We start from the raw sequence: 22,371 nt of genomic DNA, 5'->3' as shown, positions 1-22,371 counted from the left end.
CCGTTCATCCAACTCGTCCCGGCTGCGGGCCGCGCATCTTACAGCAACTCCCGGGACCGTCAACCACTTCCCGACAACCGCCTCCAACACGCCCCCGCCACCTCAATGCTTACCCGGCAGCGGGGCGCGCATTGTGCACACTCGCGAACACTTTGGGAAGCTTTTTTTCACGCTCCCTTTACGCTGTCCGCGTCGGCGTGCAGCGAGGCGGGTCTCGTGCCCCCGCCCGTACCGGCGGCGACGGAGGGCAACTAGGCCGCGACGACGAGGCGGATGCGCGCGAAGTTGCGCTTGCCGACCGCCAGCACGGCCTCGAAGCCGGGTTCGAACACGCGCTGGGGATCCTCGGCGACCTCACCGTCGATGCGCACCGCACGCTCCTTGAGCTTGCGGTTGGCCTCGGAGTTGCTGGGCGTCAGGCCCGCGGCGGTCAGCAACGCGGCGATGCGCAGGCCTTCGGGCGGCACCACGACCTCGTTGAGCGGCAGCTGGGCGGTGTCGCCCTGCCCGCGCACGGCGGCATTCCAGCCGGCGACGGCCAGTTCGGCGGCGGCGGCATCGTGGAAGCGGGCCGCCAGCTCGCGCGCCAGTCGAAGCTTGACGTCGCGGGGGTTGAGCTGGCCGGCCTCGATGTCGCGCTTGAGCGTGGCCGCCTCGGCGACGCCGATGTCGAAGCTCAACAGGTCGATCCAGCGCCACATCAGCACGTCGTCGATCTTCATGGTCTTGGTGACGATGTCGATCGCCGGCTCGTCGATGCCGATGTAGTTGCCCAGGGACTTGCTCATCTTCTGGACGCCGTCCAGTCCCTCGAGCAGGGGCATGGTGAGGACGATCTGCGGCGCCTGGCCATGGCTTTCCTGCAGGCCGCGCCCCATCAGCAGGTTGAACTTCTGGTCGGTGCCGCCGAGTTCGACGTCGGCTTCCAGCGCGACCGAGTCGTAGCCCTGCACGAGCGGATACAGGAATTCGTGTATCGCGATCGGCTGCTGGGCGGCATAGCGCTTGGCGAAGTCGTCGCGCTCGAGCATGCGCGCCACGGTGTGCTGGGCGGCGAGGCGGATCATGTCCGCCGCACCCATCTTGCCGAACCACTCGGAGTTGAAGCGCACCTCGGTGCGCTCGCGGTCGAGCACCTTGAACACCTGGTCGGCGTAGGTCTGCGCGTTGGCGAGGACGTCCTCGCGGGTCAGCGGCTTGCGGGTGGCATTCTTGCCGGTCGGATCGCCGATCATCCCGGTGAAGTCGCCGATCAGGAAGATCACCTGGTGGCCGAGGTCCTGGAACTGCCGCATCTTGTTGAGCAGGACGGTGTGGCCGATGTGCAGGTCGGGCGCGGTGGGGTCGAAACCGGCCTTGACGCGGAGCGGCCGACCGAGCTTCAGGCGGGCTTCGAGCTCGTCGCGCTTGAGGATTTCGTCGGCGCCGCGGCCGATCAGTTCGAGGGCGTCGTGGGTGGACAAGGTGGACTCTCTACGGGTGGCAGCGCCGAACCTGAATGCGACAGCCGGCACGGTTAATGGTTAAAGGGTGGTTAACCCAACTGAAGCTTCGAAAATCCATTCAGCATCAAGGGTTTGACGCGTGTTGCTCGCGTGACTATGGTACCCCCGACACGCTGCTTTCACATCTCGCACCAGGGGAGATCGCTCCATGACTGTACCGGGTTCCGGTTCGAACCGGCGCAAGCGCCTCAAGGCACTCCGCGAAGCCGCCCTGCACCGCCCGGTGCTGGCACGACATCTCTCCGATGGATTCAACGGCCGCTGGTCGCGCCGCCAGTGGATGACCGCGAGCCTGTTCGCCTCGATGGGCCTGCTGGTCGCGGCCATCGTCCCGGGCTTCAACCAGGACCTGACCACGCCCACCGCCGCGCCGCGGCAGTCGATGGCGCTGGCCTTGCCGCCACTGCCGGTGTCGCGCGGCGCGCAGGGCGTGGAAGGCGACAGCTGGCAGATCGTCAGCGTGCGCAGCGGGCAGACCCTGGGCCAGCTGTTCGAGGAAATGGGCGTCCCGGCGGCCACGCTGCACCGGATCCTCGAGCAGCCCAGCGCCAAGGCCGCGCTCGGCCGCCTGCGGCCGGGGACCGAGCTGGCCTTCGACCTTCCAGTCAACGGCGCACTGCGTGCATTCCGTTTCGACCAGGACGACATGCACCGCGTCGAGCTGACCCTGGACGGCGACGCGATCCGCGAGAACGTGATCGCGCGCCCGGTGGAAACCCGCACGACGGTAGCGACCGGCGAGATCACCAGCTCGCTGTACGCGGCCGCGCGCAAGGCCGGCCTGTCGCCCGCGACGATCGCGGTGATGACCGACCAGATCTTCCAGTACGACATCGACTTCAATAGCGACATCCAGCGTGGCGACCGCTTCAGCGTGGTGATGGACGAGACCTGGCGCGAGGGCGAGCGCATCGGTCGTGGCAAGGTACTGGCCGCGACCTTCACCACCGGCGGCAAGACCTACTCTGGCTTCCGCTTCGAGCACGACGGCACGGCCGAGTACTTCAGCGCCGACGGCCGTCCGCTGAAGAAGGCCTTCATCCGCATGCCCATCCCGTTCGCGCGGGTGACGTCGGGCTTCAGCCGCGCCCGCAAGCATCCCGTGCTGGGTCGCGTGCGCCGCCATGACGGCGTCGACTACGGCGCGCGCAGCGGCACCCAGATCATGGCCGCGGGCGATGCCCGCGTGCAGTTCGTCGGTTGGAAGGGCGGGTACGGTCGCACGGTGATCCTCGACCACGGCCGCGGCAACACCACGCTCTACGCGCACATGTCGCGCTTCGGCAAGTACAAGGTCGGCCAACGCGTGCCGCAGGGCGCGGTGATCGGTTACGTCGGTGCCTCGGGCCTGGCCACCGGTCCACACCTGCATTACGAGTTCCGCGTCAATGGCGTCCACCGCAACCCGCTGACGGTGACGATGCCGCCGCCCGAACCGCTCAAGGGCGCGCAACTGGCCGCCTTCCGGGCGCAGACCGGCCCGGCGCTGGCGCGCATCGAACAGTTCGAGAAGCTCATTTACGCGCGTACCGGCGCCGATGCCGGACAGGTCGCCAGCGCCGAGGCGACGACGCCCGGCGGCGAGGGCTGAGACGCCGCACGGGCGATCCCGCGCACGCGGGACTGGCCGGCGGGACACGCCGGCCGTAGGCTGGCGTCGGCTTTCCCCGCGAGCAGATGCGCATGGCTGATCCGTTGGCCCCCGACACACCCCCCGACGCCGGCCTCTATGTCGGCCTGATATCGGGTACCAGCGCCGATGGCATCGATGCCGCGCTGGTGCATTTCGACGACGACGCCTGCCACCTGCTGTCGGGCCACACGCACGCGTGGCCCGATGCCCTGCGCCGGCGCCTGGTCGAGATCGGCCAGGGCGCCAAGGTCGAGTCGCTCGACGAGATCGCCACGCTCGACGTGCAGGTCGGCGAGCACTTCGCCCTGGCCACGCAGCACCTGCTCCGCCAGGCCGGCGTCGAGGCGCGATCGGTGCGGGCGATCGGCTCGCATGGCCAGACCGTGCGCCATCGACCCGCCGGCGCCGCGCACGATGGACTCCATCCGTTCACCTGGCAGATCGGCGACGCGCACGTGATCGCCGAGCGCACCGGCATCGCCACCGTCGCCGATTTCCGTCGCCGCGACGTGGCCGCCGGCGGGCATGGCGCGCCCCTGTTGCCGGCGCTTCACGACGCCCTGCTTCGCTCGCGCGACGAGGACCGGGCGGTGCTGAACCTCGGTGGCATTGCCAACCTGACGCTGCTGCCGGCCGACCCGGCGGGCGCCGTGCGCGGTTTCGACACCGGCCCGGCGAATTGCCTGATGGACGCCTGGTGCCTGCGCCATACCGGACAGGGACACGATGCGGGCGGCGCGCTGGCGGCTTCGGGCCGGATCGACGCGGCCCTCCTCCAGCGCCTGCTCGAGGAGCCCTGGTTCGCCATGCCGCCGCCCAAGAGCACCGGCCGCGAACAGTTCCACCTGGACTGGGTGGAGGCGCGCCTGCAGGGCGACGAATCCGTCGCCGACGTCCAGGCCACCCTGCTGGAGCTCAGCGCGCGCACCGTGGCCGATGCCCTGCTCGGCCAGCAGCGCGACACCCGCCGGGTGCTCGCCTGCGGGGGCGGGGTCCGCAACCCCCGCCTGCTCGAGCGCCTGGCCGCGCACCTGCCCGGCGTACGGGTCGAGTCCACCGCAGTCCATGGCGTGGACCCGGACCTGGTCGAGGCCATGGGGTTTGCGTGGCTGGCGCGAGAGGCGCTCGCCGGCCGCCCCGGCAACCTGCCCAGCGTCAGCGGCGCGCGCGGGCCTCGCGTGCTCGGCGTGGTCCATCCCGCCTGAGGGCCGGTACTGCCCCTCAGGCCTTGTCGGCCGACGGCGTGGCGCCCCGGCCGTCGAACATGTCCTGCCGGATCGACTGGTCGGGTTCGGTCTTGCCGGGGTGGGCGTCGGGATCGACGCGGCCGATCATCGCGAAACCCTGGTCGCTGGGCACCGATTCCATCGCCGCGATCGCGTCCTGCAGCGCGCGTGCGTCGGCGTCGTCGAGGCTGCGCGACAGCTCACCTTCGCAGACGTAGAGGCCCTGCTCGATGATCCGCAGGAGGGCTGATTGCTGGTTCCATCCGTGGGCTTCGGCGACCCGGTTGACGCGCTCGAGGAGGACGGCGTCGAAGTCTCTGAGGATGATTTCACTCATGGTGTCGGCAAGGCACTCGCGCGGTCTAGTCGGACGTCGATGGCTCCAACCCGCCCCCCACGGGCGTCCGCGGTCGGCGGACGGTCAATAGTATGCACAACAGCAGGGCCGGGAGGCCAACCACGGCGGTGCCGACGAAGAACAGCGAATAGGCCTCCAGCAGGGTGCGCCCGGCTTCCAGGTGTTCGACGGCGACGCCGGAGAAGCCCTTGAGCACCTTCCCCAACAGCGCGTAGAACGAACTGAGCAGGGCGTACTGGGTGGCGGTGTAACCAATGTGGGTCAGGCTGGACATGTAGCCGATCAGCGCCACGCCGGCATAGCCGCTGCAGAAGTTGTCGATGACCATCGCGCCGGCGAACACGCCCGGATCGGCGCCGTGCAGGGCGAGGTAGGCGAAGGCAAGGTTGGACCCCGGCCCCAGCACAGCGCCGGCCAGTAGGGTGGGGACGAAGCCGAAGCGCACCGCGCTCAGGCCTGCCGCCGCGATGCCGAGGATGGTCGCGACCAGGCCGATCGAGCCGCGCACGGCACCAACGGTCTCCTTGTCGATGCCCAGGTCGGCATAGAAGGGGTTGGCCATCGGCCCCATCACGAAGTCCGGCAGCCGGTAGAGGCTGATCGTCAGCAGCATCAGCAGCGCCCAGCTGCCGTGCTGGCGAAAGAAGGCGACGAAGGGACCAACGAGCGCGTCGAACAGCCCCTGCGCGGTGAACAGCGCCGGATGCGGGGTGCGCGCGGCGATGACGCTGGCGGCCGGTTCGCGGGCGACCAGCACCGCGACAACGCCCACGCCCATCAGCAGCGCCATGACCTCGTAGGAGACCACCCAGCCCACCTGCGCCGCCATGATCAGGATCAGCGCGTCGGTGACCAGCAGGGCCCCGCGGTAGCCCAGGGTGGCGGCGGACGTCAGCAACCCCTGCTGTTCGTTGCTGTCGGCGCTCTCGATGCGCCAGGCGTCGATGACGATGTCCTGGGTGGCCGAGGCGAAGGCCACCACGAGCGCCATCGCGCCGAAAACCACCAGATGGTCGACCGCCATGCCGAGCAGCAACAACTGCCCCTCCCGCGGCTCCACCAGCGCCATGCCGACGAGAGCCGCGGCGACGACCAGCTGCGACAGCAGCATCCAGCCGCGACGCCGCCCGAGCCAGCGGCCGAACAGCGGGGCGTCGACCTTGTCCACCAGCGGCGCCCACAGGAACTTGAGCGAATACGCCAGGCCAACCCAGGAGAGGAAGCCGATCGTCGACAGCTCGATCGCGTTCTCGCGCATCCAGAAACCCAGGGTGTTGCCCACCAGGTAGATCGGGATGCCCGAGCTGAAGCCCAGCAACAACATGACCAGCACCTTGGGCTGGCGCAGCCGGGCCAGGACATCGCGCCAGCCCGGCCGGGCCGGCGGTGCCGGGTCGGCCTTGGCGGGCGGCACCGGCGCCTCGCTCATCCGGCGTATTCCACGCTGAAGGGGGCATGGTCGGAGAAGCGCGGCTCGCGTGCGATCGAGCACGCCACCACGCGTTCGCCCAGGCCCGGCGTGACCAGCTGGTAGTCAAGGCGCCAGCCCACGTCCTTGGCATAGGCCGCGCCGCGGTTGCTCCACCAGGTGTAGTCCTCGCCCTCGGGATGCAGGCGCCGATAGGCGTCCACCCAGCCGCCCTCACGACCGGGGGTACCGTCGCTGCCGCCGTCCTCGGCGATCTGGGCGCTGAGCCAGCTGCGCTCGGCGGGCAGGCAGCCGGAGTTCTTCTGGTTGGACTTCCAGTTCCGGATGTCGCGTGCGCAGCGCACGATGTTCCAGTCGCCGCACAGCACGTAGTCGCGCCCGCTGGCGAGCCATTCGTCCATGATCGGGCGCAGCCAGTCCATGACCTCGAACTTGAAGCCCTGTCGCGCCTCGCCCGAGGAGCCGGACGGGATGTAGAAGGACACCACGCTCAGGTTGCCGAAGCGGGCCTCGATGTAGCGGCCCTCGTCGTCGAAGGGCGCCCAGCCCAGCGCGGTGCGCACCTCGTCGGGTTCGCGGCGGCTGTGGATCGCCACGCCGCTGTAGCCCTTCTTGGTGATGGCATCGCGGTAGAAACAATGGTGGCCATCGGGGCGGAAGCAGGCATCGGTGAGCTGGTCCTCCTGGGCCTTGGTCTCCTGCATGCACAGGATGTCGGCGTCCTGCGCGCGGAACCAGTCGAAGAAGCCCTTGTTGGCGGCGGAGCGGATGCCGTTGGCGTTGAAGCTGATGATTTTCACGGGTGTCGGGGAGCCGGGAAACGGGGATGCGGGAACCCGCCCACCTTAGTCGCTCCGTCCGGCCGGCGCGAGGGTCCGACAGGCTTCTCCGGGCGGCTCGGTTATGCTTTTGCATCCCCCGACACCGACCCGTCATCCCCGTGCCCGACCACCGCACCCGCTTCCTCCAGCTGGCGCTGCGCGCCCAGGCCCTGCGTTTCGGCGAGTTCACGCTGAAATCCGGCCGGCTGAGCCCCTATTTCTTCAACGCCGGCCTGTTCAACACCGGCGCCGCCCTGGCCGAACTGGCCGGCTGCTATGCAGACGCGGTCGAAGCGGACGGGGTGGCGTTCGATTTGTTGTTCGGACCGGCCTACAAGGGCATTCCGCTGGCGACCGCCCTGGCCTGCGAGTACGCGCGTCGCGGCCGCGACCTCCCGGTGGCCTTCAATCGCAAGGAAGCCAAGGCCCATGGCGAGGGCGGCCAGCTGATCGGCGCCCCGCTGGAGGGACGGCGGGTGCTGATCGTCGACGACGTGATCACCGCCGGCACCGCCATCCGCGAGGCGCTGGAGATCATCCGGGCAGGCGGTGGCCTGCCCGCGGGCATCGTCATCGCCCTCGATCGCCAGGAAGCCGTCGACCCCGCGGCATCCCGACGCTCCGCGGCAGAAAGTGTCGCAATTGAGCAGGGCCTGCCGGTGGTCCGGGTCGCGACGCTGGATGATCTCCTCGCCTTCACGGCCTCCGACAGCGCGCTGGCGGGCCATCGCGAGCGCCTGCTGGCCTATCGCGAGGCTTACGGGAGCCTCACCCCGCGCTAATCCCCACTGTTGCAGGCTCGTGACGGGATTGGCCCGACTCTTGCGTTAACCCTTACGAGAGATAAACCAGGGACGAGTGGGGACGCGTCATGAACAAGGCTCATGCATTGATCGCAGGCACCGTGCTGCTGGCACTGGCGCCCGGGCTGCTCGCGGCACAGGGGAAGAGTGCCGGCGGCAACAAGAAGCTGTATTGCTGGAACGAGAACGGGCGCAAGGTCTGCGGCGACGCGCTGCCGGCCAGCGCGGTGGACAGCGAGCGCACCGAGATCAGCGCCAGCAGCGGCATGACCACCGGGCGCCTGGGCCGGGCGCTGACCGCCGAGGAGCGCGCGGCGGCTGCCGAGGCCGCCCGCCAACAGGCCTTGGCCGACGCGGAAGCCGCCGCGTTGCTTCGCCGCGAGAAGGCGATGGCCGAATCCTACGCGACCGAGAACGAGTTGCGCCGTGCATACGAGAACCGCATCGTGCTGCTCGACGAGACGGTGAAGGCCTCCGAGCTTGGCATTGCCGGCCTGCGCCAGAGCCTGGTGCACCTGTTGCGCCAGGCGGGCGAGATCGAGCTCAAGGGCAAGCCCGTGGGCAAGGCCGTGGCCGATACCATCCAGGGACAGCACCAGGAGCTGCTGCGCCAGCAGGACATGCTCACCCAACAGCGCAACGAACGCGTCGAGGTGGAGGGCGAATTCCAGGCCGCGCTCGAGCGTTATCGCGAGTTGAAGAATCCCGCGCCCAACGAGCGCGGCTAGTCCGCCGCAGCCCCACCCGGACGCAGAAGCCCCGCTACGGCGGGGCTTCTGCGTCATGGCCGGTCGAAGGGGCGTCGGCGCGCCCCGGCTTCAGAACGGCAGTTTCAGGTCGGGCTTCAGCGCCAGCAACTGTTCGCGGAAGGCGGCCTGGATGCGCTTGAGCGCGTCCTTGCTGTCGGCGTCGAAACGCATGACCAGGATCGGCGTGGTGTTGGACGCGCGCACCAGGCCCCAACCGTCGGGCCAGTCCACGCGCAGGCCGTCGATCGTCGACAGGCGGGCCCCCTCGAAATGGGCGTTCTCGCGGAAGCGGTCGACGAAGGCGTGGGGATTGCCGTCGGGTGCGTCGACCTTGATCTCGGGCGTCGACACGCCATCGGGAAGCTCGGCCAGGGCCTGCGCCGGCCCCTCCGGGTGCATGGCCAGGATCTCCAGCAGGCGCGCGGCCGCGTAGATGCCGTCGTCGAAGCCGTACCAGCGCTCCTTGAAGAAGAAGTGGCCGCTCATCTCGCCGGCCAGTTCGGCATCGGTCTCGCGCATCTTGCCCTTGATCAGCGAGTGGCCGGTCTTCCACATCAGCGGGCTGCCGCCATGGCGCAGGATGTGCCCGGGCAGGCGACCGGTGCACTTGACGTCGAAGATGATCACCGCGCCGGGGTTGCGCTCCAGCACGTCGGTCGCGAAGAGCATCAGCAGGCGGTCCGGGAAGATGTTCTGGCCGTCCCGGGTCACCACGCCGAGGCGGTCGCCATCGCCGTCGAAGGCGATGCCAAGGTCGGCATCCAGGCGCTGGACCATCTGGATGAGGTCGGCCAGGTTGTGGGGCTCGCTCGGGTCCGGATGGTGGTTGGGGAAGGTGCCGTCGATCTCGCAGTAGAGCGGCGTGACCTCGGCGCCGATGGCCTCGAGCACCCGCGGACCCAGCTCGCCCGCGACCCCGTTGCCGGCATCGACGACGACCCGGAGGGGGCGCTCGATCTGCACGTCGGAGGACACCCGCTCGATGTAGTCGTCGTTGATGTCGCGCTGCTCCACGCGCCCCAGGGTCGGGGCGTCGTGCAGGCGGTCCTCGGCGATGCGCGCGTACAGGTCGGTGATCGCGTCGCCGGACAGGGTCTCGCCCCCCACGACGATCTTGAAGCCGTTGTAGTCCGGCGGGTTGTGGCTGCCGGTGACCGACACGCACGAGCCCGCACGCAGGTGGTAGGCGCCGAAGTACGTGAGCGGCGTGGGCGCCAGCCCGATGTCGATGACGTTGCGCCCCGCCTTGCGCAGGCCCTTGACGAGGCCTTCGGTCAGCTCCGGACCCGACAGGCGCCCGTCGCGTCCCACGACGATGTCCTCGTGGCCCTGCTCGTGCATCAGCGACCCCACCGCGTGGCCGATCAGCTCCGCGATGCCCGCGTCCAGGGTCTGGCCGACGATGCCGCGGATGTCGTAGGCACGGAAGATGCCACTGTCGATGGCCACGTCGCCGGCGGGCGCCTTCGCATCCCTGTCGACGACGGCCACCGCCGCGGCCTCCACCGCCGGCACGGGGACGGCGAGCGTGGCTTCGGCCAGGGTCTGGTCGGCCTCCGGCTCGTCCACGTCGACCGGCTTGCGCCCCAGGCGGACCTTGTGCGCGACGCTGGCGAAAGCGGCGACGAGCAACAGCACCAGCGCCACCACGAAACAGCCCAGCGCTTCCAGCCCGAAGGGACCGCCGGCGGCGTCGGGCACGGCGGCCGCGACACGCCACTCGCTGCCGTCGATCTTGCGCGCCAGCGACTCGGCGCCGTTGTTGAGGGCGGTGTCGCCGCGTTCGATCACGCTGTGCGAGCCCTGGCGCAGCGCCAGGTAGGTGGCGCCCGGCAGCGACGCTTCCTGGAAGCTGGCGTTGATCTTCGCGATCGGCAGGCGCACCGCGGCCACGGCGACCAGCGCATCGTCGCGATGCACCGGCGCCGCCAGCTCGATGTGCGCCTTGCCGGCGTCGCCGACGATCCACGCCACAGGCCTGTTCTGCGCGATCGCCGCTTCCAGCGCCGCCAGGCGCCCGTAACCACCGCTTTGCGCGCCCTTCGCGGTCAGGACGGCGTAGGCGCTTTCCAGGCTCGGCGCGAACACGCGGGCGCCATCGACGTCCTTCCAGCCTTCGGCCAGGCGGACCCCGGCATTGACCAGGTCGCCGTCGGCCACCGCGTTGCGCACGTCCGGCTTGGCCAGTTGGGTCTCCATGCGGCCGTACTCGGCCTTGAGCATCGACGCGATCGACGCGACCGCCTCGTCGCGCGCCTGCTCGATCCCCGCGCGCCGGCTGTCGTCGCGATGCTGCTGCCAGCCGCTCCAGGCGAACCAGGCCGCCAGCAGCACGCAGGCACCCGCCACCAGCAGGCGCAGGAACCGTCCCTGTTCGGCCGACAACTGCGGCCGCTCGATTTTCAGATCCACCATGTCACTTCCCCTGTCAGCGCACGCCGGTATGGCCAAAGCCACCCGTCCCGCGTTCGCTGGTTTCGAATGCGTCGACGACCTGCAGGCTCGCGCGCACGATCGGCAGCACGACCAGCTGGGCGATGCGGTCCCCGGCCTCGATCGTAAAAGCCTCGCGGCCGCGATTCCACACGCTGATCATCAAGGGCCCCTGGTAATCGGCGTCGATCAGCCCGGTGCCGTTGCCCAACACGATACCGTGCTTGTGGCCCAGGCCCGAGCGCGGCAGGACCACCGCGCACAGCGCGGGGTCGCCGATGTGGATCGCCAGGCCCGAGGGCACCAGCGCGGCATCGCCGGGCGCGAGCACCAGGGGCGCATCCAGCGCCGCACGCAGGTCCAGGCCCGCGCTTGCTTCGGTGGCGTAGGCCGGCAGTGGCCAGGCCTCGCCGAAGCGCGGGTCGAGCACCTTGAGTTGGAGGGTGTGTCGCATCAGGCGTCGGGCGTCCTTGTGGAGGGCGTGGCCAGGGTGGTTGGCGTCGGGACGGGCATGCCGGCCCGCGAGGCGCCGGCCCTCATGTCGGGGCGGGCCCGGGCGTCGCCGCCAGCCGTTCCAGCACGAGATCGAGCAGCTGGTCGGCAAGCTCGGTCTTGGCCGCCGGCCCCAGCGCGCGCTCGTCGTCGTGCCAGAAGACCGACAGGGCGTTGTCGTCGCATTCGAAGCCGCTGCCGGCGACGCCGACGCGATTGGCGGCGATCAGGTCCAGCTTCTTGTTGACCAGCTTGCCGCGTGCATAGCCCTCGACGTTGTCCGTCTCGGCGGCGAAGCCAACCACCAGGCGGGGACGCTGCGCATGCACGGCGACGTCGGCGAGCACGTCGGCGGTGCGCACCAGCTCGAGGGTAAGCGTGTCGCTGCCGGGCTTCTTCTTGATCTTGCTGGTCGACATCTCGAGGGGCGTGAAATCGGCGACCGCGGCGGCGCCGATGTAGACGTCGGCCGGCAGCGCCGCCATCACCGCCTCGTGCATCTGCGCGGCGGAACGGACGTTGACGCGGGTCACCGCATCGGGCGAGGGCAGCGAGACCGGTCCGGCGACGAGCACCGTGTCGGCGCCACGCCGCGCGGCGGCACAGGCGATCGCGAAGCCCATCTTGCCGCTGCTGCGGTTGCCGATGAAGCGGACCGGGTCGATGTCCTCGTAAGTCGGGCCGGCACTGACCAGCACGCGCAGGCCTGCCAGGTCGGTCGCGCTCATGCCTGCCTCCCTGCGGCCAGGGCCGCGACGATGTCGACGGGCTCGCTGAGGCGGCCCGGACCGAACTCGCCGCACGCCTGGGGACCGTCGTCCGGGCCGATCACCTGGACACCCCGGCCGCGCAGGGTCTCGATGTTGGCCTGGGTCGCCGGGTGGGCCCACATGCGGTTGTTCATCGCCGGCGCCACCGCGATCGGCGCGGTGGTCGCCAGGCAGAGCGTGCTCACGAGGTCGTCGGCGATGCCATGGGCGAGCTTGGCCAGGGTGTTGGCGGTCGCCGGTGCGACGACGACACGGTCGGCCCAGCGCGCCAGCTCGATGTGCCCCATGGCGGCTTCCGCGGCGGCATCCCACAGGGAAGTGCGCACGGTGCGCCCGGACAGGGCCTGGAACGTCGCCTCGCCGACGAAGTGGAGCGCATCGGCGGTCATCGCCACCTGCACCCCGGCCCCGGCCTCGCGCAGGCGGCGCACGAGCTCGGCGGCCTTGTAGGCCGCGATCCCGCCGCAGACGCAGAGGAGGACGGAGCTCCCGTCCAGGGAGGGTGGCGCAGCCGACATGGTTAAGGAAATTCCTACAGCACAACGGGCGTCTAGCTTACCTGATGCCGCGCAGAAGTCCGGTTGAACGGCATCCCGCATCGCCATCAAATGGGAACCGAGGCGGGGCGGTCGGAATCCCGGGAACTGCCCCGCGGCCCTTCCCTGTCGCGTCCCGCTCCGACCCCCCGCCTCGCCCCCGCAGCCAAGGAAGGACCCGGCCCATGGATGGGCCCGCGCATGCCCCCCGAAGACACCCACGCCCCCTTCGCGCCGACGACACTGGCCGATGCGCCCGTGCCGGCCGCCGCCCCGGCTTCCCCGCCCCTGCGCCTGCGCGACTGGCCGGCCGCCGAGCGCCCGCGCGAGAAACTGCTGGCGCGCGGCGCGGGCACGCTGTCGGACGCCGAACTGCTGGCGATCTTCCTGGGCTCGGGCCTGCGCGGCCAGGACGCGGTGAGCACCGCACGCCAGCTGCTCGCGCACCATGGACCGCTGCGGGCCTTGCTTGACCGTGGCGCAGCCGGCCTGGCGAAGCTGCCCGGCCTGGGACCGGCGCGGGCCTGCGCCCTCGCCGCCGCGCTGGAACTGGGGCACCGGCACCTGTCGGCGGAACTCGAGCGCGGCGAAGCCATGGGCGACCCGTTCGCCGCGGGACGCTATTTCGCGCAACGCCTGCGCGGACGACCCCGCGAGGTGTTCGCCGCGTTGTTCCTCGACACGCGCCATCGCGCGCTGGCCTTCGAGGAGATGTTCACCGGCACGATCGACGGCGCGGAGGTGCATCCGCGGGAAGTGGTACGGCGGGCGCTGGCCCACAACGCGGCGGCGGTGATCGTCGGCCATAACCATCCCAGCGGCAACCGCGAGCCGAGCGCCGCCGACCGTGCGGTGACCGCCCGGCTCAAGCAGGCCCTCGCCCTGGTCGACCTGCGCCTGCTCGACCACTTCGTCATTGCCGACGGCCCGCCGGTGTCGCTGGCCGCGCGCGGCTGGGTGTGACGCCGCCGGTCGCCCGCCATTCACATCGCACGGGCCCGCCGGCACGCGCTCGCGTACAATGGACGGTTCCGCAACATCCCCGGATCCGCCCGTGAAAACCGCCCTCCGCGACCTGGTGCTGCAGGCCATCGACGCCCTGCGCGCCGCCGGCACCCTGCCCTCCGACCTCGAGACCCCCGAGTTCGTCATCGAGCGGCCGAAGAACCGCGCCCAGGGCGATTTCTCGACCAACGCGGCCATGCTGCTGGCCAAGCCGGCCCGTTCCAACCCGCGCGCGATCGCGCAGGCACTGGTGGACGCCCTGCCGGCCAACGACGACATCGCCAGCGTGGAGATCGCCGGACCGGGCTTCATCAATTTTCGCGTCGCCGAGGTGGCCTGGCGCCGCGGCCTGGGTGAGGTCTTCGCCCGCGGCGACGCCTACGGCCGCAACGACGGCGGCAAGGGCCGCGTGGCCGGCGTCGAGTACGTGTCGGCCAACCCGACCGGGCCGTTGCATGTCGGCCACGGCCGCGCGGCGGTGATCGGCGACTGCGTCGCGCGGGTGCTGGCCGCCAACGGCTGGGACGTGAAACGCGAGTTCTACTACAACGACGCCGGCGCCCAGATCAACAACCTGGCGATCTCGGTGCAGGCGCGCGCGAAGGGCAAGGGCCCGGACGATGCCGGCTGGCCGGAGGACGGCTATCGTGGCGACTACATCAAGGACGTCGCCGCCGCCTACCTGCGTGGCGACAGCGTCGAGGTCGAGGGCCATGTCGTCACCGGCGCCGGCGATCCGGACGACCTCGATGCGATCCGCCACTTCGCCGTCGCCTACCTGCGCCGCGAGCAGAACCTCGACCTGGAGGCCTACGGCGTCGGCTTCGACGTCTACTTCCTCGAGTCGTCGCTGTACACCGATGGCAAGGTCGAGGAGACCGTGCGCGAGCTGGTCGCCGGCGGCCACACCTATGAAGAGGGTGGCGCGCTGTGGCTGCGCTCGACCGCCTTCGGCGACGACAAGGACCGCGTGATGCGCAAGTCCGACGGCACCTATACCTACTTCGTGCCCGATGTCGCCTATCACCTGAGCAAATGGCAGCGCGGTTACGAGCGCGCGATCACCGAGCTGGGCGCCGACCACCACGGCTCGCTGGCGCGCGTGCGCGCCGGACTGCAGGCACTCGACAAGGGCATCCCGCGGGGCTGGCCCGAATACGTGCTGCACCAGATGGTCACCGTCATGCGCGGCGGCGAGGAGGTCAAGCTGTCCAAGCGCGCCGGCAGCTACGTGACCCTGCGCGACCTGGTGGACGAGGTCGGCCGCGACGCCACGCGCTGGTTCCTGATCGCGCGCAAGCCCGACTCCCAGCTGACCTTCGACATCGACCTGGCCCGCAGCCAGTCGCTCGACAACCCGGTCTACTACGTGCAGGTCAGCCATGCCCGCATGTGCGGCCTGCTGCGGCAGCTGGCCGAGCGCGGCCTGACGTTCGACCGTGAGCGTGGCCTGGCCCAGCCGCTGGCGCTGGACGACGCCGCCACCCACGCCCTGGTGACCGAGCTGCAGCGCTACCCCGACGTGGTGGAGACCGCCGGGCGCGACCTCGAGCCGCACCAGCTGGCCGGTTACCTGCTGGAATTGGCGCAGACCTTCCAGAGCTACTACAACGACCACCAGTTCCTGGTCGACGACGATGCCACGCGCGACGCGCGCCTGGTGCTGGCGATGGCGACCCGGCAGGTGCTGGCCAATGGCCTGGAACTGCTCGGCGTAGGCGCGCCCGAGGTGATGTAGGCGCCGCTGCCAGGCCTTCGTCCGCGGGGCGATTGTCTTACACTGGCGCGGTACCGCATCACGTTTTCCCGCCTCGGCGCTCCCGAGGCGACCCACGCAACCTCACGAGGACCGCCACAGGTGGCAGCACGACGCAACAAGACCCAGGCCAGGCGCAACCAGGGCAACGGCCTTCCCGGCTGGGCATGGATGGTGCTCGGCATCCTGCTGACCCTGATCGTCGTGCTGGTGGCCCCCAAGTACCTCAAGTCCGGCAGCGATGGCTTCTTCCGCCCGCAGCCCAACCCCGACGCACGGCCGGCACCGGTCTCGAGCGCCGACGACGAGATCCTGCCCCGCCCGGCCAGCCAGCCGGCGAAGCCGGGAGCCCCGAGCGACGCAGCGGCCGGCGAGAAGGGCGACGAATTCGCCTTCTACGACATGCTGACCGGCAAGGAAGTGCCGATGACCGATGCCGAGCTGGCCGCGACGCAGCGCGCGGAGGCCGAACGCCAGGCGGCGATCGAGCGCGCGCAGCAGGCCGCCGACGCTTCCGCGCGCGAGACCGAAACCCTGCCGCAACCGGTCGATCCCGACGCCGCGGCCCCCGCCTCCCCCACGCCCGCACCCAAGGCGGCGGACACCGTCGTTGCCAGCGGCAACGCGCGTACCGCGGCCGGCGTGGGCGACGGCAGCCGCTACCTGCTGCAGGCCGGCGCGTTCCAGGCGTCCGGGCAGGCGGAAGAACTCAAGGCAAAGATCGCGCTGCTGGGGCTGGGCGCCCGCGTCGAGTCGGCGCAGATCAACGGCAAGACCATCTACCGCGTGCGCATGGGGCCGTACGGCACCGCCGGCGACCTTGCCGACGCCAAGCAGAAGCTGGAAAGCAACGGCCTGGATCCGCTGGCGATCAAGGCACAGTGATCCGGCAGGGGGCCACGCCCAAGTGCACCTACCGGGCACTCCGCGCGCGCGTCCGGTCATCGGAATGCGACAGGCTCGGCCCACCCCGCGCCCTCCCGCCCCTCTAGACTTCAGCTCCTGGCCCGACGAGGGCGTCGCATGAAGCCTGGACGAGGACCGGGATCGAGCATGGAGAAGCGGATACTTCTGGGCGCGCTTGTCGCGCTGGGCGTGATGCTGGGATTCGAACTGCTGGTGGCGGCCAGTGGTCGAGCACTCGATTTGCCCATGGACACCGGCATCGGCCACGTGCCCCTCGCCGGCCTGCTGGTGAACCTGCTGGCGATGGTCGCGGGCGGACGTATCGCCCGGGAGGGCTTCCGCGTTCCAGCATTGATCCTCTCGGCCCTGATATCCGTCTGCGTCGTGGCGAGCCTGCAGCTCTCCGCTGCGCACGCCCAGCTCCCCGGCGTGTTCGGCCTGACCGACGTCCTCAGGTACAACGCCCTGGCCTTTGCACTCGGCCTCCTGGCCGCCTGGTCGGGCGCCACGCTGGGCGAGCGGTGGGCCCGTCACGCGTCGAGCGGCGGCGTCGCAGTGACCCGCTGATCAGACGCATCGCCGAGGCGCGCCCCGCGGACGCCATGCCGCCCGGGCCGTGCCGACGCCGCCCGTCAGGCCTGGGGTTTGCGCTTGAGCACGATCAGCGCCGAGGTGTCGCTTTCGCCGTGGCCGCGCTCGAGCAGCTCGTTGTAGTCGGCCACGGCCTGGTCGATGACCGTGGTGCGGATGCCGGCACCACGCGCGATGCCCTGGACGATGCGCAGGTCCTTGAGCATGTGCGCCGACTTGAAACCGGGAGCGAATGCGTCACGCAGCATGGTCTCCCCGCGCTTGTCGAGGAACCAGTTGCCGGCGGCGCCCGCCATCAGGGTCGGCAGCAGGCGATCGGCATCCAGGCCGAGCTTCTCGCCCAGGGCCAGGCCTTCGCAGACCGCTTCGTTGATGCCGGCCACCAGGACCTGGTTGACCGCCTTGGTCGCCTGGCCGGCCCCGGTGTCGCCCATGTGGGCCAGCCGCGCGGCATAGGCCTCCAGGACCGGGCGCGCCTGCTCGAGGACCGCGGCGTCGCCGCCGGCCATCACCGACAACTTGCCGTTGCGCGCGCCCTCGACGCCTCCCGATACCGGCGCATCGATGAAGCCGATGCCTTCGGCGGCCAACAGCGCGGCGACCCGTTGCGCGGTCTGCACCGACACCGTGGAATGATCCACGACCACCGCGCCCCTGCGCAGGACCGCGGCGAGCGCCGTGGCGTTTTCCAGCACGTCGGCGTCGAGCGACACGCACATCGCGACCACGTCGCAGTCGGCGAAGTTGTCCGCGCTGCGCGCGGCGCGCACGCCCAGATCGGCCGCCAGCGCATCGGCCTTGGACTGGGTGCGGTTGCCGACCACAGCCAGGAGCCCGGCCGCGTGCAGGTGGCGTGCCATCGGCCCGCCCATCGCGCCCAGTCCAATGAAGCCGGCCTTCAATCCGTGGGACTCAGTGCTCATGCTCATGCGTTCCATTCGAAAACGGTCAGGCGCGAGGCGCCTGTCAGGTGCAGCGGATCGGCATCGGCGAGGGCCTGGGCCTCGGCCAGGTCCGCCGCGCGCAGCACGTAGGCACCGCCGCTTCCATCGGAGAACCCGCCGCTCAACTCCAGCCGGCCCTGCGCGCGCAACTGGCCGATATAGGCCAGGTGGGGCTCGATCACACCGGCATCGAAACCCGGCTGCCGTATCGCCATGACCAGGTAGCGCCGGGGGGCCGTCGCCATGTCAGATCGCCCGGCCGACGGCGGCGCCGCCGTCGTCGAGGTAGGTGTAGCCGGTCAAGCCGGCCTCCAGCGCGGCGAGCAGGCGCGTCGACTCGTCCTGCGGCAGCGCCGCGTCGGCCACGCGCGCGGCATAGGCGTCGCGCAGGTCATCGAGGCGATAGCCGACGTAGTCGAGCATGACGTCGGTGGTGTCGCCCCGGCGTTGCTGGCTGATCGCGAAGCCGCGCGCATCGGCGGGATCGACGCGTACTTCGACCGCGTCGGTGTCGCCGAACAGGTTGTGGATGTCGCCCAGGATTTCCTGGTAGGCACCGACCAGGAAGAAGCCGAGCCGATAGCTCTGGCCATGCTGCAGTTCATGCAGCGGCAGCGAGGTGTTGAGCGTCTCGTTCTCGACGTAGGTATCGATGCGACCGTCGGAGTCGCAGGTCAGGTCGGCGATGACGCCGCGCCGCGACGGCGCTTCGTCCAGGCGCTCGATCGGCATGATCGGGAACACCTGCTGGATCGCCCAGACGTCGGGCATGGACTCGAAGACGCTGAAGTTGACGAAATACTTGTCGACCAGGCGCTGGTTCAGCTCGTCCAGGGTCGCCTGGTGGCTCTTCTCGCCGGGCTTGAGCTGGGCGCGCACCGCATGGGCGATCGCGTAGAACAGGTCATCGATGCGTGCGCGATGGACCAGGTCGATCTGGCCGAGCGCATAGAGCGACAGGCCTTCACTGTGGTGGTGCTGGGCCTCGTGGAACAGCTCCACCGCCGGCCGGCTGCCCAGTTCGTCGTGGACCTCGCGCAGGTGGCGGATCACCGCCGGTTCGTCGTCGTGGATGTCGGGCACGCGGCCCTCTGGCGCCTGCTCGACCTCCGAGACGTTGGCCACCAGCACCGCATGGTGGGCAGTCATCGCGCGGCCGCACTCGGTGACCAGGCGCGGCGGCACCAGTCCGTGCGCCTCGCAGGCCTCGGCCAGGGGCTGGACGATGGTGCTGGCGTACTGGTTGGCGCCGTAGTTGATCGAGCACTCGCTACGCGAGCGGGTGCCTTCGTAGTCGATGCCCAGGCCGCCGCCGACGTCCATGAAGCGCACCTTCGCGCCCAGTGCGGACAGCTCGACGAAGTAGCGCACCGCCTCGCGCATGCCGTTGGCAATGTCGCGCACGTTGGAGATCTGCGAGCCCATGTGGAAGTGCAGCAGGCCCAGGCAGTCGGTCATGCCAGCGTCGCGCAACTGCTTCCACAGGTCGAGCACCTGTCGCGGGGAGAGGCCGAACTTGGCCTTGTCGCCGCCGCTGTTCTGCCACTTGCCGGCGCCGAGGCTGGCCAGGCGCATGCGTACCCCCAGGCCCGGCCTCACGCCCAGGGCCTGCGCCTCCTCCATCACCAGGGGCAGCTCGGAGGGCTTCTCGATGACGATCCAGGTGTCCAGGCCCAGCTTGCGGCCGATCAGGGCCAGGCGGATGTACTCGCGGTCCTTGTAGCCGTTGCAGACGATCAGGCCGCCGGGACGCGAGAGCGCCATGACGGCCATCAGCTCCGGCTTGCTGCCCGCCTCAAGCCCGAATCCATCGCCGGCGTGCGAGGCCAGCGTGCCGGCGACGCCCTGGTGCTGGTTGACCTTGATCGGATAGACCGCGGTGTAGCCGCCCGGATAGTGCCAGTCGTCCATGGCCTGCGCGAACGCGCCCTGCAGGCGCGCCAGGCGGTCGCCCAGGATGTCCGGGAAGCGCAGCAGCAGCGGCAGCTTCGCGCCCTTGCCGCGGGCCTCGTCGACCAGGGTCGACAGGGCCACGGCGGGACCGGCGTCGCGGCGCGGGCTGACGGTGACGCAACCGGCACCGTCGACGTCGAAATACCCCTCGGCCCAGTGCGGGATCGAGTAGGTCTTGCGGGCCTGGTCGGGGGACCAGTCGGGCATCGGCGGGGACATCGGCGAAACACCAGCGGCGAAGGGGGACGCGCATTCTACCGTCCGCGGCCGTGAGGACGCGTGTCGGCGCCCCCGACCCCGGCCGGGCGGTCACGAACCGTTGGCGGGGGTCCGCTACAATTCGCGGCCTTGGGGCGCGGGCCGGTCGGCCCGGCCCCGTTCACCGGGACCGGCGCCATGCGGCAGCGGTCCCCGATCTCGGCACTCTCCGCGGGGCGAACCGGCAATGAACGACAACACCAACTGGCACTACGAGAACTTCGACCCGACCGGCTCGGCGATCGGCTACCGGATCACCCGCAAGCTCGACGAGGTGCAGTCCCCGTTCCAGAAGATCGAGATCTACGAGAGCACCGACTGGGGCAACCTGATGCTCATCGACGGCGCGATGATGCTGACCACGAAGGACAACTTCCTCTACCACGAGATGATGTCCCACCCGGCGCTGTTCACCCACGATGCCCCGAAGCGCGTCGTCATCATCGGCGGCGGCGACTGCGGCACCCTGCGCGAGGTGCTGCGCCACCCCGGCGTCGAGAGCGCGACCCAGTGCGACATCGACGAGCAGGTCACGCGCATGGCGGAGAAGTGGTTCCCGGAGCTGTGCGAGTCCAATGGCGACCCTCGCGCCGAACTGCTGTTCGACGACGGCGTGGCCTACATGGCGAACTGCCCGGCCGGCAGCGTCGACATCGTCATCGTCGACTCGACCGACCCGGTCGGCCCCGCCGAGGGCCTGTTCAACAAGGCGTTCTACGAGAGCTGTTCCCGGGCGCTCAAGGACGACGGCATCCTCGTCCAGCAGTCCGAATCGCCGCTGATGCTGGTCGAGCTGATCCGGGAGATGCGCGGCGAGATGGGCAAGGCGGGCTTCACCCGCTTCGCGACGCTGCCGTTCCCGCAGCCCTGCTATCCGACCGGCTGGTGGAGCTGCACGCTGGCGCGCAAGTCCGGTGGCTTCGCCTTCCGCGAGGACGCGGCGCGCGAGCGCGGCTTCGCCACGCGCTACTACACCGCCGAGGCCCATGCCGCGGCGCTGGTGCCGCCGCCCTTCCTGGCCGAAGCACTCGAAGACTGAATCCGGCGCGCCGGCCGGCTCAGCGCGCGGCCGGGGGCGTGGCCGGACGGTCCGCGCCCTCCTGCTCGCGCCCGTCGGCGGAGACGACCGCGGGCCCCGTCGGGGCCACCAGGGCAAGCAGCTCGCGGTCGCCGAGCGGGCGGAAGTCCAGGCCCCACTGTTGGCCGATGAAGTCCAGCAACGAGGCCGCCCAACGACCGCTGACCAGGGTGCCCGCATGGCCGTCGGCCAGCGTGGTGTGGGTGGGCGCGTCACCCATCTTGTTCTCCACGCGGGTGCCATCGACGAACTCCAGCGTCCGGTAGGCGCCCTGTCCCCGGGCATCGCGATCCCCGAAATGCGCGCGGAACCAGGCCCGGTCGTCGAAGAAGGCGACCCGGTCGTCGGAGGCCGCCATCGCACGCAGCGCATCGTCGAAGCGATCGAGTCCGCGGGCGACGTTGGCCAGCGCTTCCGGGCTCCAGGCGTGGTCGAAATGCATCGCCCAGTGGGTGTTGTCGAAGATGCCCACGAGCACCACCCGGGTGTCGGGGTGGCGCGCATGGATCCGGGCGACCGACTCGCCCAAGGCCGCCACGCAGGCGTCGATGGCGCCGTTGACGCGCGCGTCGCCGGGATCCGCGCCCAGCGCCTCCAGCGCGCGCTGCGTGCCGAAGCTGTTCACGCCGATGCGGAACACGACGGCGCCGTGGCGCCAGGGTGCCGGATCGGCGTCCATCATCGCCAGCAGCGACGGTACCTCGCGGTAACCTTCGACCAGGTCTTCGCAGCCGGCGCCAGAGATCGCGAAGTTGTAGTCGTAGTCCTGCTTGCGCGGTGCGCGGGCGGGAATGCCCACGGCGCGCAGCGCCCGCGCGATGCGTCCGCGCGTGCCGCGCACGCCCCACTCGCCAAGGTCGAGCTGGTCCGCGCGCAGGCGGGCGAGGATCTCGTACCAGTTGAAGCTGACGGCCCGATAGGCGCCCCCCCGCGCCGGGTCGCCTTCGGGAAAGCTGATCCGGTCCTGGTAGGAATGGCTGTCGGAATCGCCCACCACGGCAAGCGCGAAGCGTGGCGATGCACCCGTGTCACCCGGCGCCGGCGCGTCGCCGCCTGTGCAGGCAGCCAAAGCGAGCAACGCCATCGGCCACCCGGCGCGCGACAGCGCGCGCGCGGCGCGGCTCA

General features: G+C 70.4%; 19 protein-coding genes and 1 pseudogene. 9 read left to right on the top strand and 11 right to left on the bottom strand.

Annotated features, from left to right (window positions below; all coding sequences use genetic code 11):
- Positions 1-251: 251 nt before the first annotated feature.
- Positions 252-1,463, bottom strand: coding sequence for a tyrosine--tRNA ligase (gene tyrS, locus FKV25_RS02555; protein WP_141517229.1), 1,212 nt, complete (start codon positions 1,461-1,463; stop codon positions 252-254).
- Between the two features lie 190 nt (positions 1,464-1,653).
- Here tyrS and FKV25_RS02550 point away from each other — a divergent pair, with 190 nt between their 5' ends.
- Together FKV25_RS02550 and FKV25_RS02545 are read left to right on the top strand one after the other, a co-directional pair.
- The gene (locus FKV25_RS02550; protein ID WP_141517228.1) at positions 1,654-3,096 is read left to right on the top strand and encodes a peptidoglycan DD-metalloendopeptidase family protein; all 1,443 of its coding nucleotides are present in this window, start codon (positions 1,654-1,656) and stop codon (positions 3,094-3,096) included.
- A gap of 92 nt (positions 3,097-3,188) precedes the next feature.
- Complete coding sequence (locus FKV25_RS02545; RefSeq protein ID WP_141517227.1) at positions 3,189-4,343, top strand: anhydro-N-acetylmuramic acid kinase; 1,155 nt, start codon at positions 3,189-3,191, stop codon at positions 4,341-4,343.
- Between the two features lie 16 nt (positions 4,344-4,359).
- Here FKV25_RS02545 and FKV25_RS02540 read toward each other — a convergent pair whose 3' ends face one another.
- From FKV25_RS02540 to FKV25_RS02530, 3 genes are read right to left on the bottom strand one after another with little or no spacing between them, the layout of a single operon-like run.
- Entirely contained in the window at positions 4,360-4,701 is a 342-nt protein-coding gene (locus FKV25_RS02540) for a hypothetical protein (protein WP_141517226.1), read from the bottom strand.
- A 25-nt stretch (positions 4,702-4,726) separates the two neighbouring features.
- Positions 4,727-6,151, bottom strand: a complete 1,425-nt coding sequence (locus FKV25_RS02535) for an AmpG family muropeptide MFS transporter (RefSeq protein ID WP_141517225.1) — start codon at positions 6,149-6,151, stop codon at positions 4,727-4,729.
- On the bottom strand, positions 6,148-6,951 hold the full coding sequence (locus FKV25_RS02530) for an exodeoxyribonuclease III (protein WP_141517224.1): 804 nt from the start codon (positions 6,949-6,951) through the stop codon (positions 6,148-6,150). Before FKV25_RS02530 ends, FKV25_RS02535 begins: the two co-directional genes overlap by 4 nt.
- Positions 6,952-7,091: 140 nt before the next feature.
- On the opposite strand from FKV25_RS02530, the gene pyrE reads away from it, so the two are divergent.
- Together pyrE and FKV25_RS02520 are read left to right on the top strand one after the other, a co-directional pair.
- Positions 7,092-7,754, top strand: coding sequence for an orotate phosphoribosyltransferase (gene pyrE / locus FKV25_RS02525; protein ID WP_141517223.1), 663 nt, complete (start codon positions 7,092-7,094; stop codon positions 7,752-7,754).
- A gap of 89 nt (positions 7,755-7,843) precedes the next feature.
- Positions 7,844-8,503, top strand: coding sequence for a hypothetical protein (locus tag FKV25_RS02520; protein WP_141517222.1), 660 nt, complete (start codon positions 7,844-7,846; stop codon positions 8,501-8,503).
- 90 nt (positions 8,504-8,593) lie between these two features.
- Here FKV25_RS02520 and FKV25_RS02515 read toward each other — a convergent pair whose 3' ends face one another.
- The 3 genes and pseudogenes from FKV25_RS02515 to coaBC form a co-directional block, all read right to left on the bottom strand.
- Positions 8,594-10,939, bottom strand: coding sequence for a phosphomannomutase/phosphoglucomutase (locus FKV25_RS02515; protein WP_141517221.1), 2,346 nt, complete (start codon positions 10,937-10,939; stop codon positions 8,594-8,596).
- 13 nt (positions 10,940-10,952) lie between these two features.
- Entirely contained in the window at positions 10,953-11,411 is a 459-nt protein-coding gene (dut, locus tag FKV25_RS02510; RefSeq protein WP_141517220.1) for a dUTP diphosphatase, read from the bottom strand.
- An 82-nt stretch (positions 11,412-11,493) separates the two neighbouring features.
- Positions 11,494-12,737, bottom strand: a pseudogene (gene coaBC / locus FKV25_RS02505) (bifunctional phosphopantothenoylcysteine decarboxylase/phosphopantothenate--cysteine ligase CoaBC).
- A 306-nt stretch (positions 12,738-13,043) separates the two neighbouring features.
- Here coaBC and radC point away from each other — a divergent pair.
- The 4 genes from radC (at position 13,044) to FKV25_RS02485 (ending at position 16,989) form a co-directional block, all read left to right on the top strand.
- Positions 13,044-13,718 (top strand): RadC family protein, encoded by a 675-nt coding sequence (gene radC, locus FKV25_RS02500; protein WP_141517230.1) that lies wholly within the window; start codon positions 13,044-13,046, stop codon positions 13,716-13,718.
- A gap of 91 nt (positions 13,719-13,809) precedes the next feature.
- Positions 13,810-15,498 (top strand): arginine--tRNA ligase, encoded by a 1,689-nt coding sequence (argS, locus tag FKV25_RS02495; RefSeq protein ID WP_141517219.1) that lies wholly within the window; start codon positions 13,810-13,812, stop codon positions 15,496-15,498.
- 120 nt (positions 15,499-15,618) lie between these two features.
- On the top strand, positions 15,619-16,401 hold the full coding sequence (locus FKV25_RS02490; RefSeq protein WP_141517218.1) for an SPOR domain-containing protein: 783 nt from the start codon (positions 15,619-15,621) through the stop codon (positions 16,399-16,401).
- Between the two features lie 138 nt (positions 16,402-16,539).
- Positions 16,540-16,989 (top strand): hypothetical protein, encoded by a 450-nt coding sequence (locus FKV25_RS02485; RefSeq protein WP_141517217.1) that lies wholly within the window; start codon positions 16,540-16,542, stop codon positions 16,987-16,989.
- A 65-nt stretch (positions 16,990-17,054) separates the two neighbouring features.
- Here the strand turns inward: FKV25_RS02485 and FKV25_RS02480 are convergent, their stop codons facing one another.
- Genes FKV25_RS02480 through speA form a run of 3 tightly spaced genes read right to left on the bottom strand, consistent with a single transcriptional unit; the run spans position 17,055 to position 20,117 of the window.
- A complete protein-coding gene (locus FKV25_RS02480) occupies positions 17,055-17,942 on the bottom strand; it encodes an NAD(P)-dependent oxidoreductase (RefSeq protein ID WP_246071858.1) in 888 nt (295 codons plus the stop codon).
- Complete coding sequence (locus FKV25_RS02475; protein ID WP_141517215.1) at positions 17,939-18,202, bottom strand: YciI family protein; 264 nt, start codon at positions 18,200-18,202, stop codon at positions 17,939-17,941. Before FKV25_RS02475 ends, FKV25_RS02480 begins: the two co-directional genes overlap by 4 nt.
- A 1-nt stretch (position 18,203) precedes the next feature.
- Positions 18,204-20,117: an arginine decarboxylase gene (gene speA, locus FKV25_RS02470; protein ID WP_141517214.1), complete on the bottom strand. Its 1,914-nt coding sequence runs from the start codon at positions 20,115-20,117 to the stop codon at positions 18,204-18,206.
- A gap of 238 nt (positions 20,118-20,355) precedes the next feature.
- Here speA and speE point away from each other — a divergent pair, with 238 nt between their 5' ends.
- Entirely contained in the window at positions 20,356-21,207 is an 852-nt protein-coding gene (gene speE / locus FKV25_RS02465) for a polyamine aminopropyltransferase (protein ID WP_141517213.1), read from the top strand.
- A 19-nt stretch (positions 21,208-21,226) separates the two neighbouring features.
- On the opposite strand, the gene FKV25_RS16115 is transcribed toward speE, so the two are convergent.
- A partial coding sequence (locus tag FKV25_RS16115) for a GDSL-type esterase/lipase family protein (RefSeq protein WP_170218483.1) occupies positions 21,227-22,371 on the bottom strand: 1,145 nt, incomplete at its 5' end.

This window comes from Marilutibacter aestuarii, from assembly GCF_006546775.1.
GTDB classification, from domain to species: Bacteria; Pseudomonadota; Gammaproteobacteria; order Xanthomonadales; family Xanthomonadaceae; genus Marilutibacter; species Marilutibacter aestuarii.
Note: the sequence above shows the minus strand (reverse complement) of the source record. Positions and strands in the feature narration are given on the sequence as shown.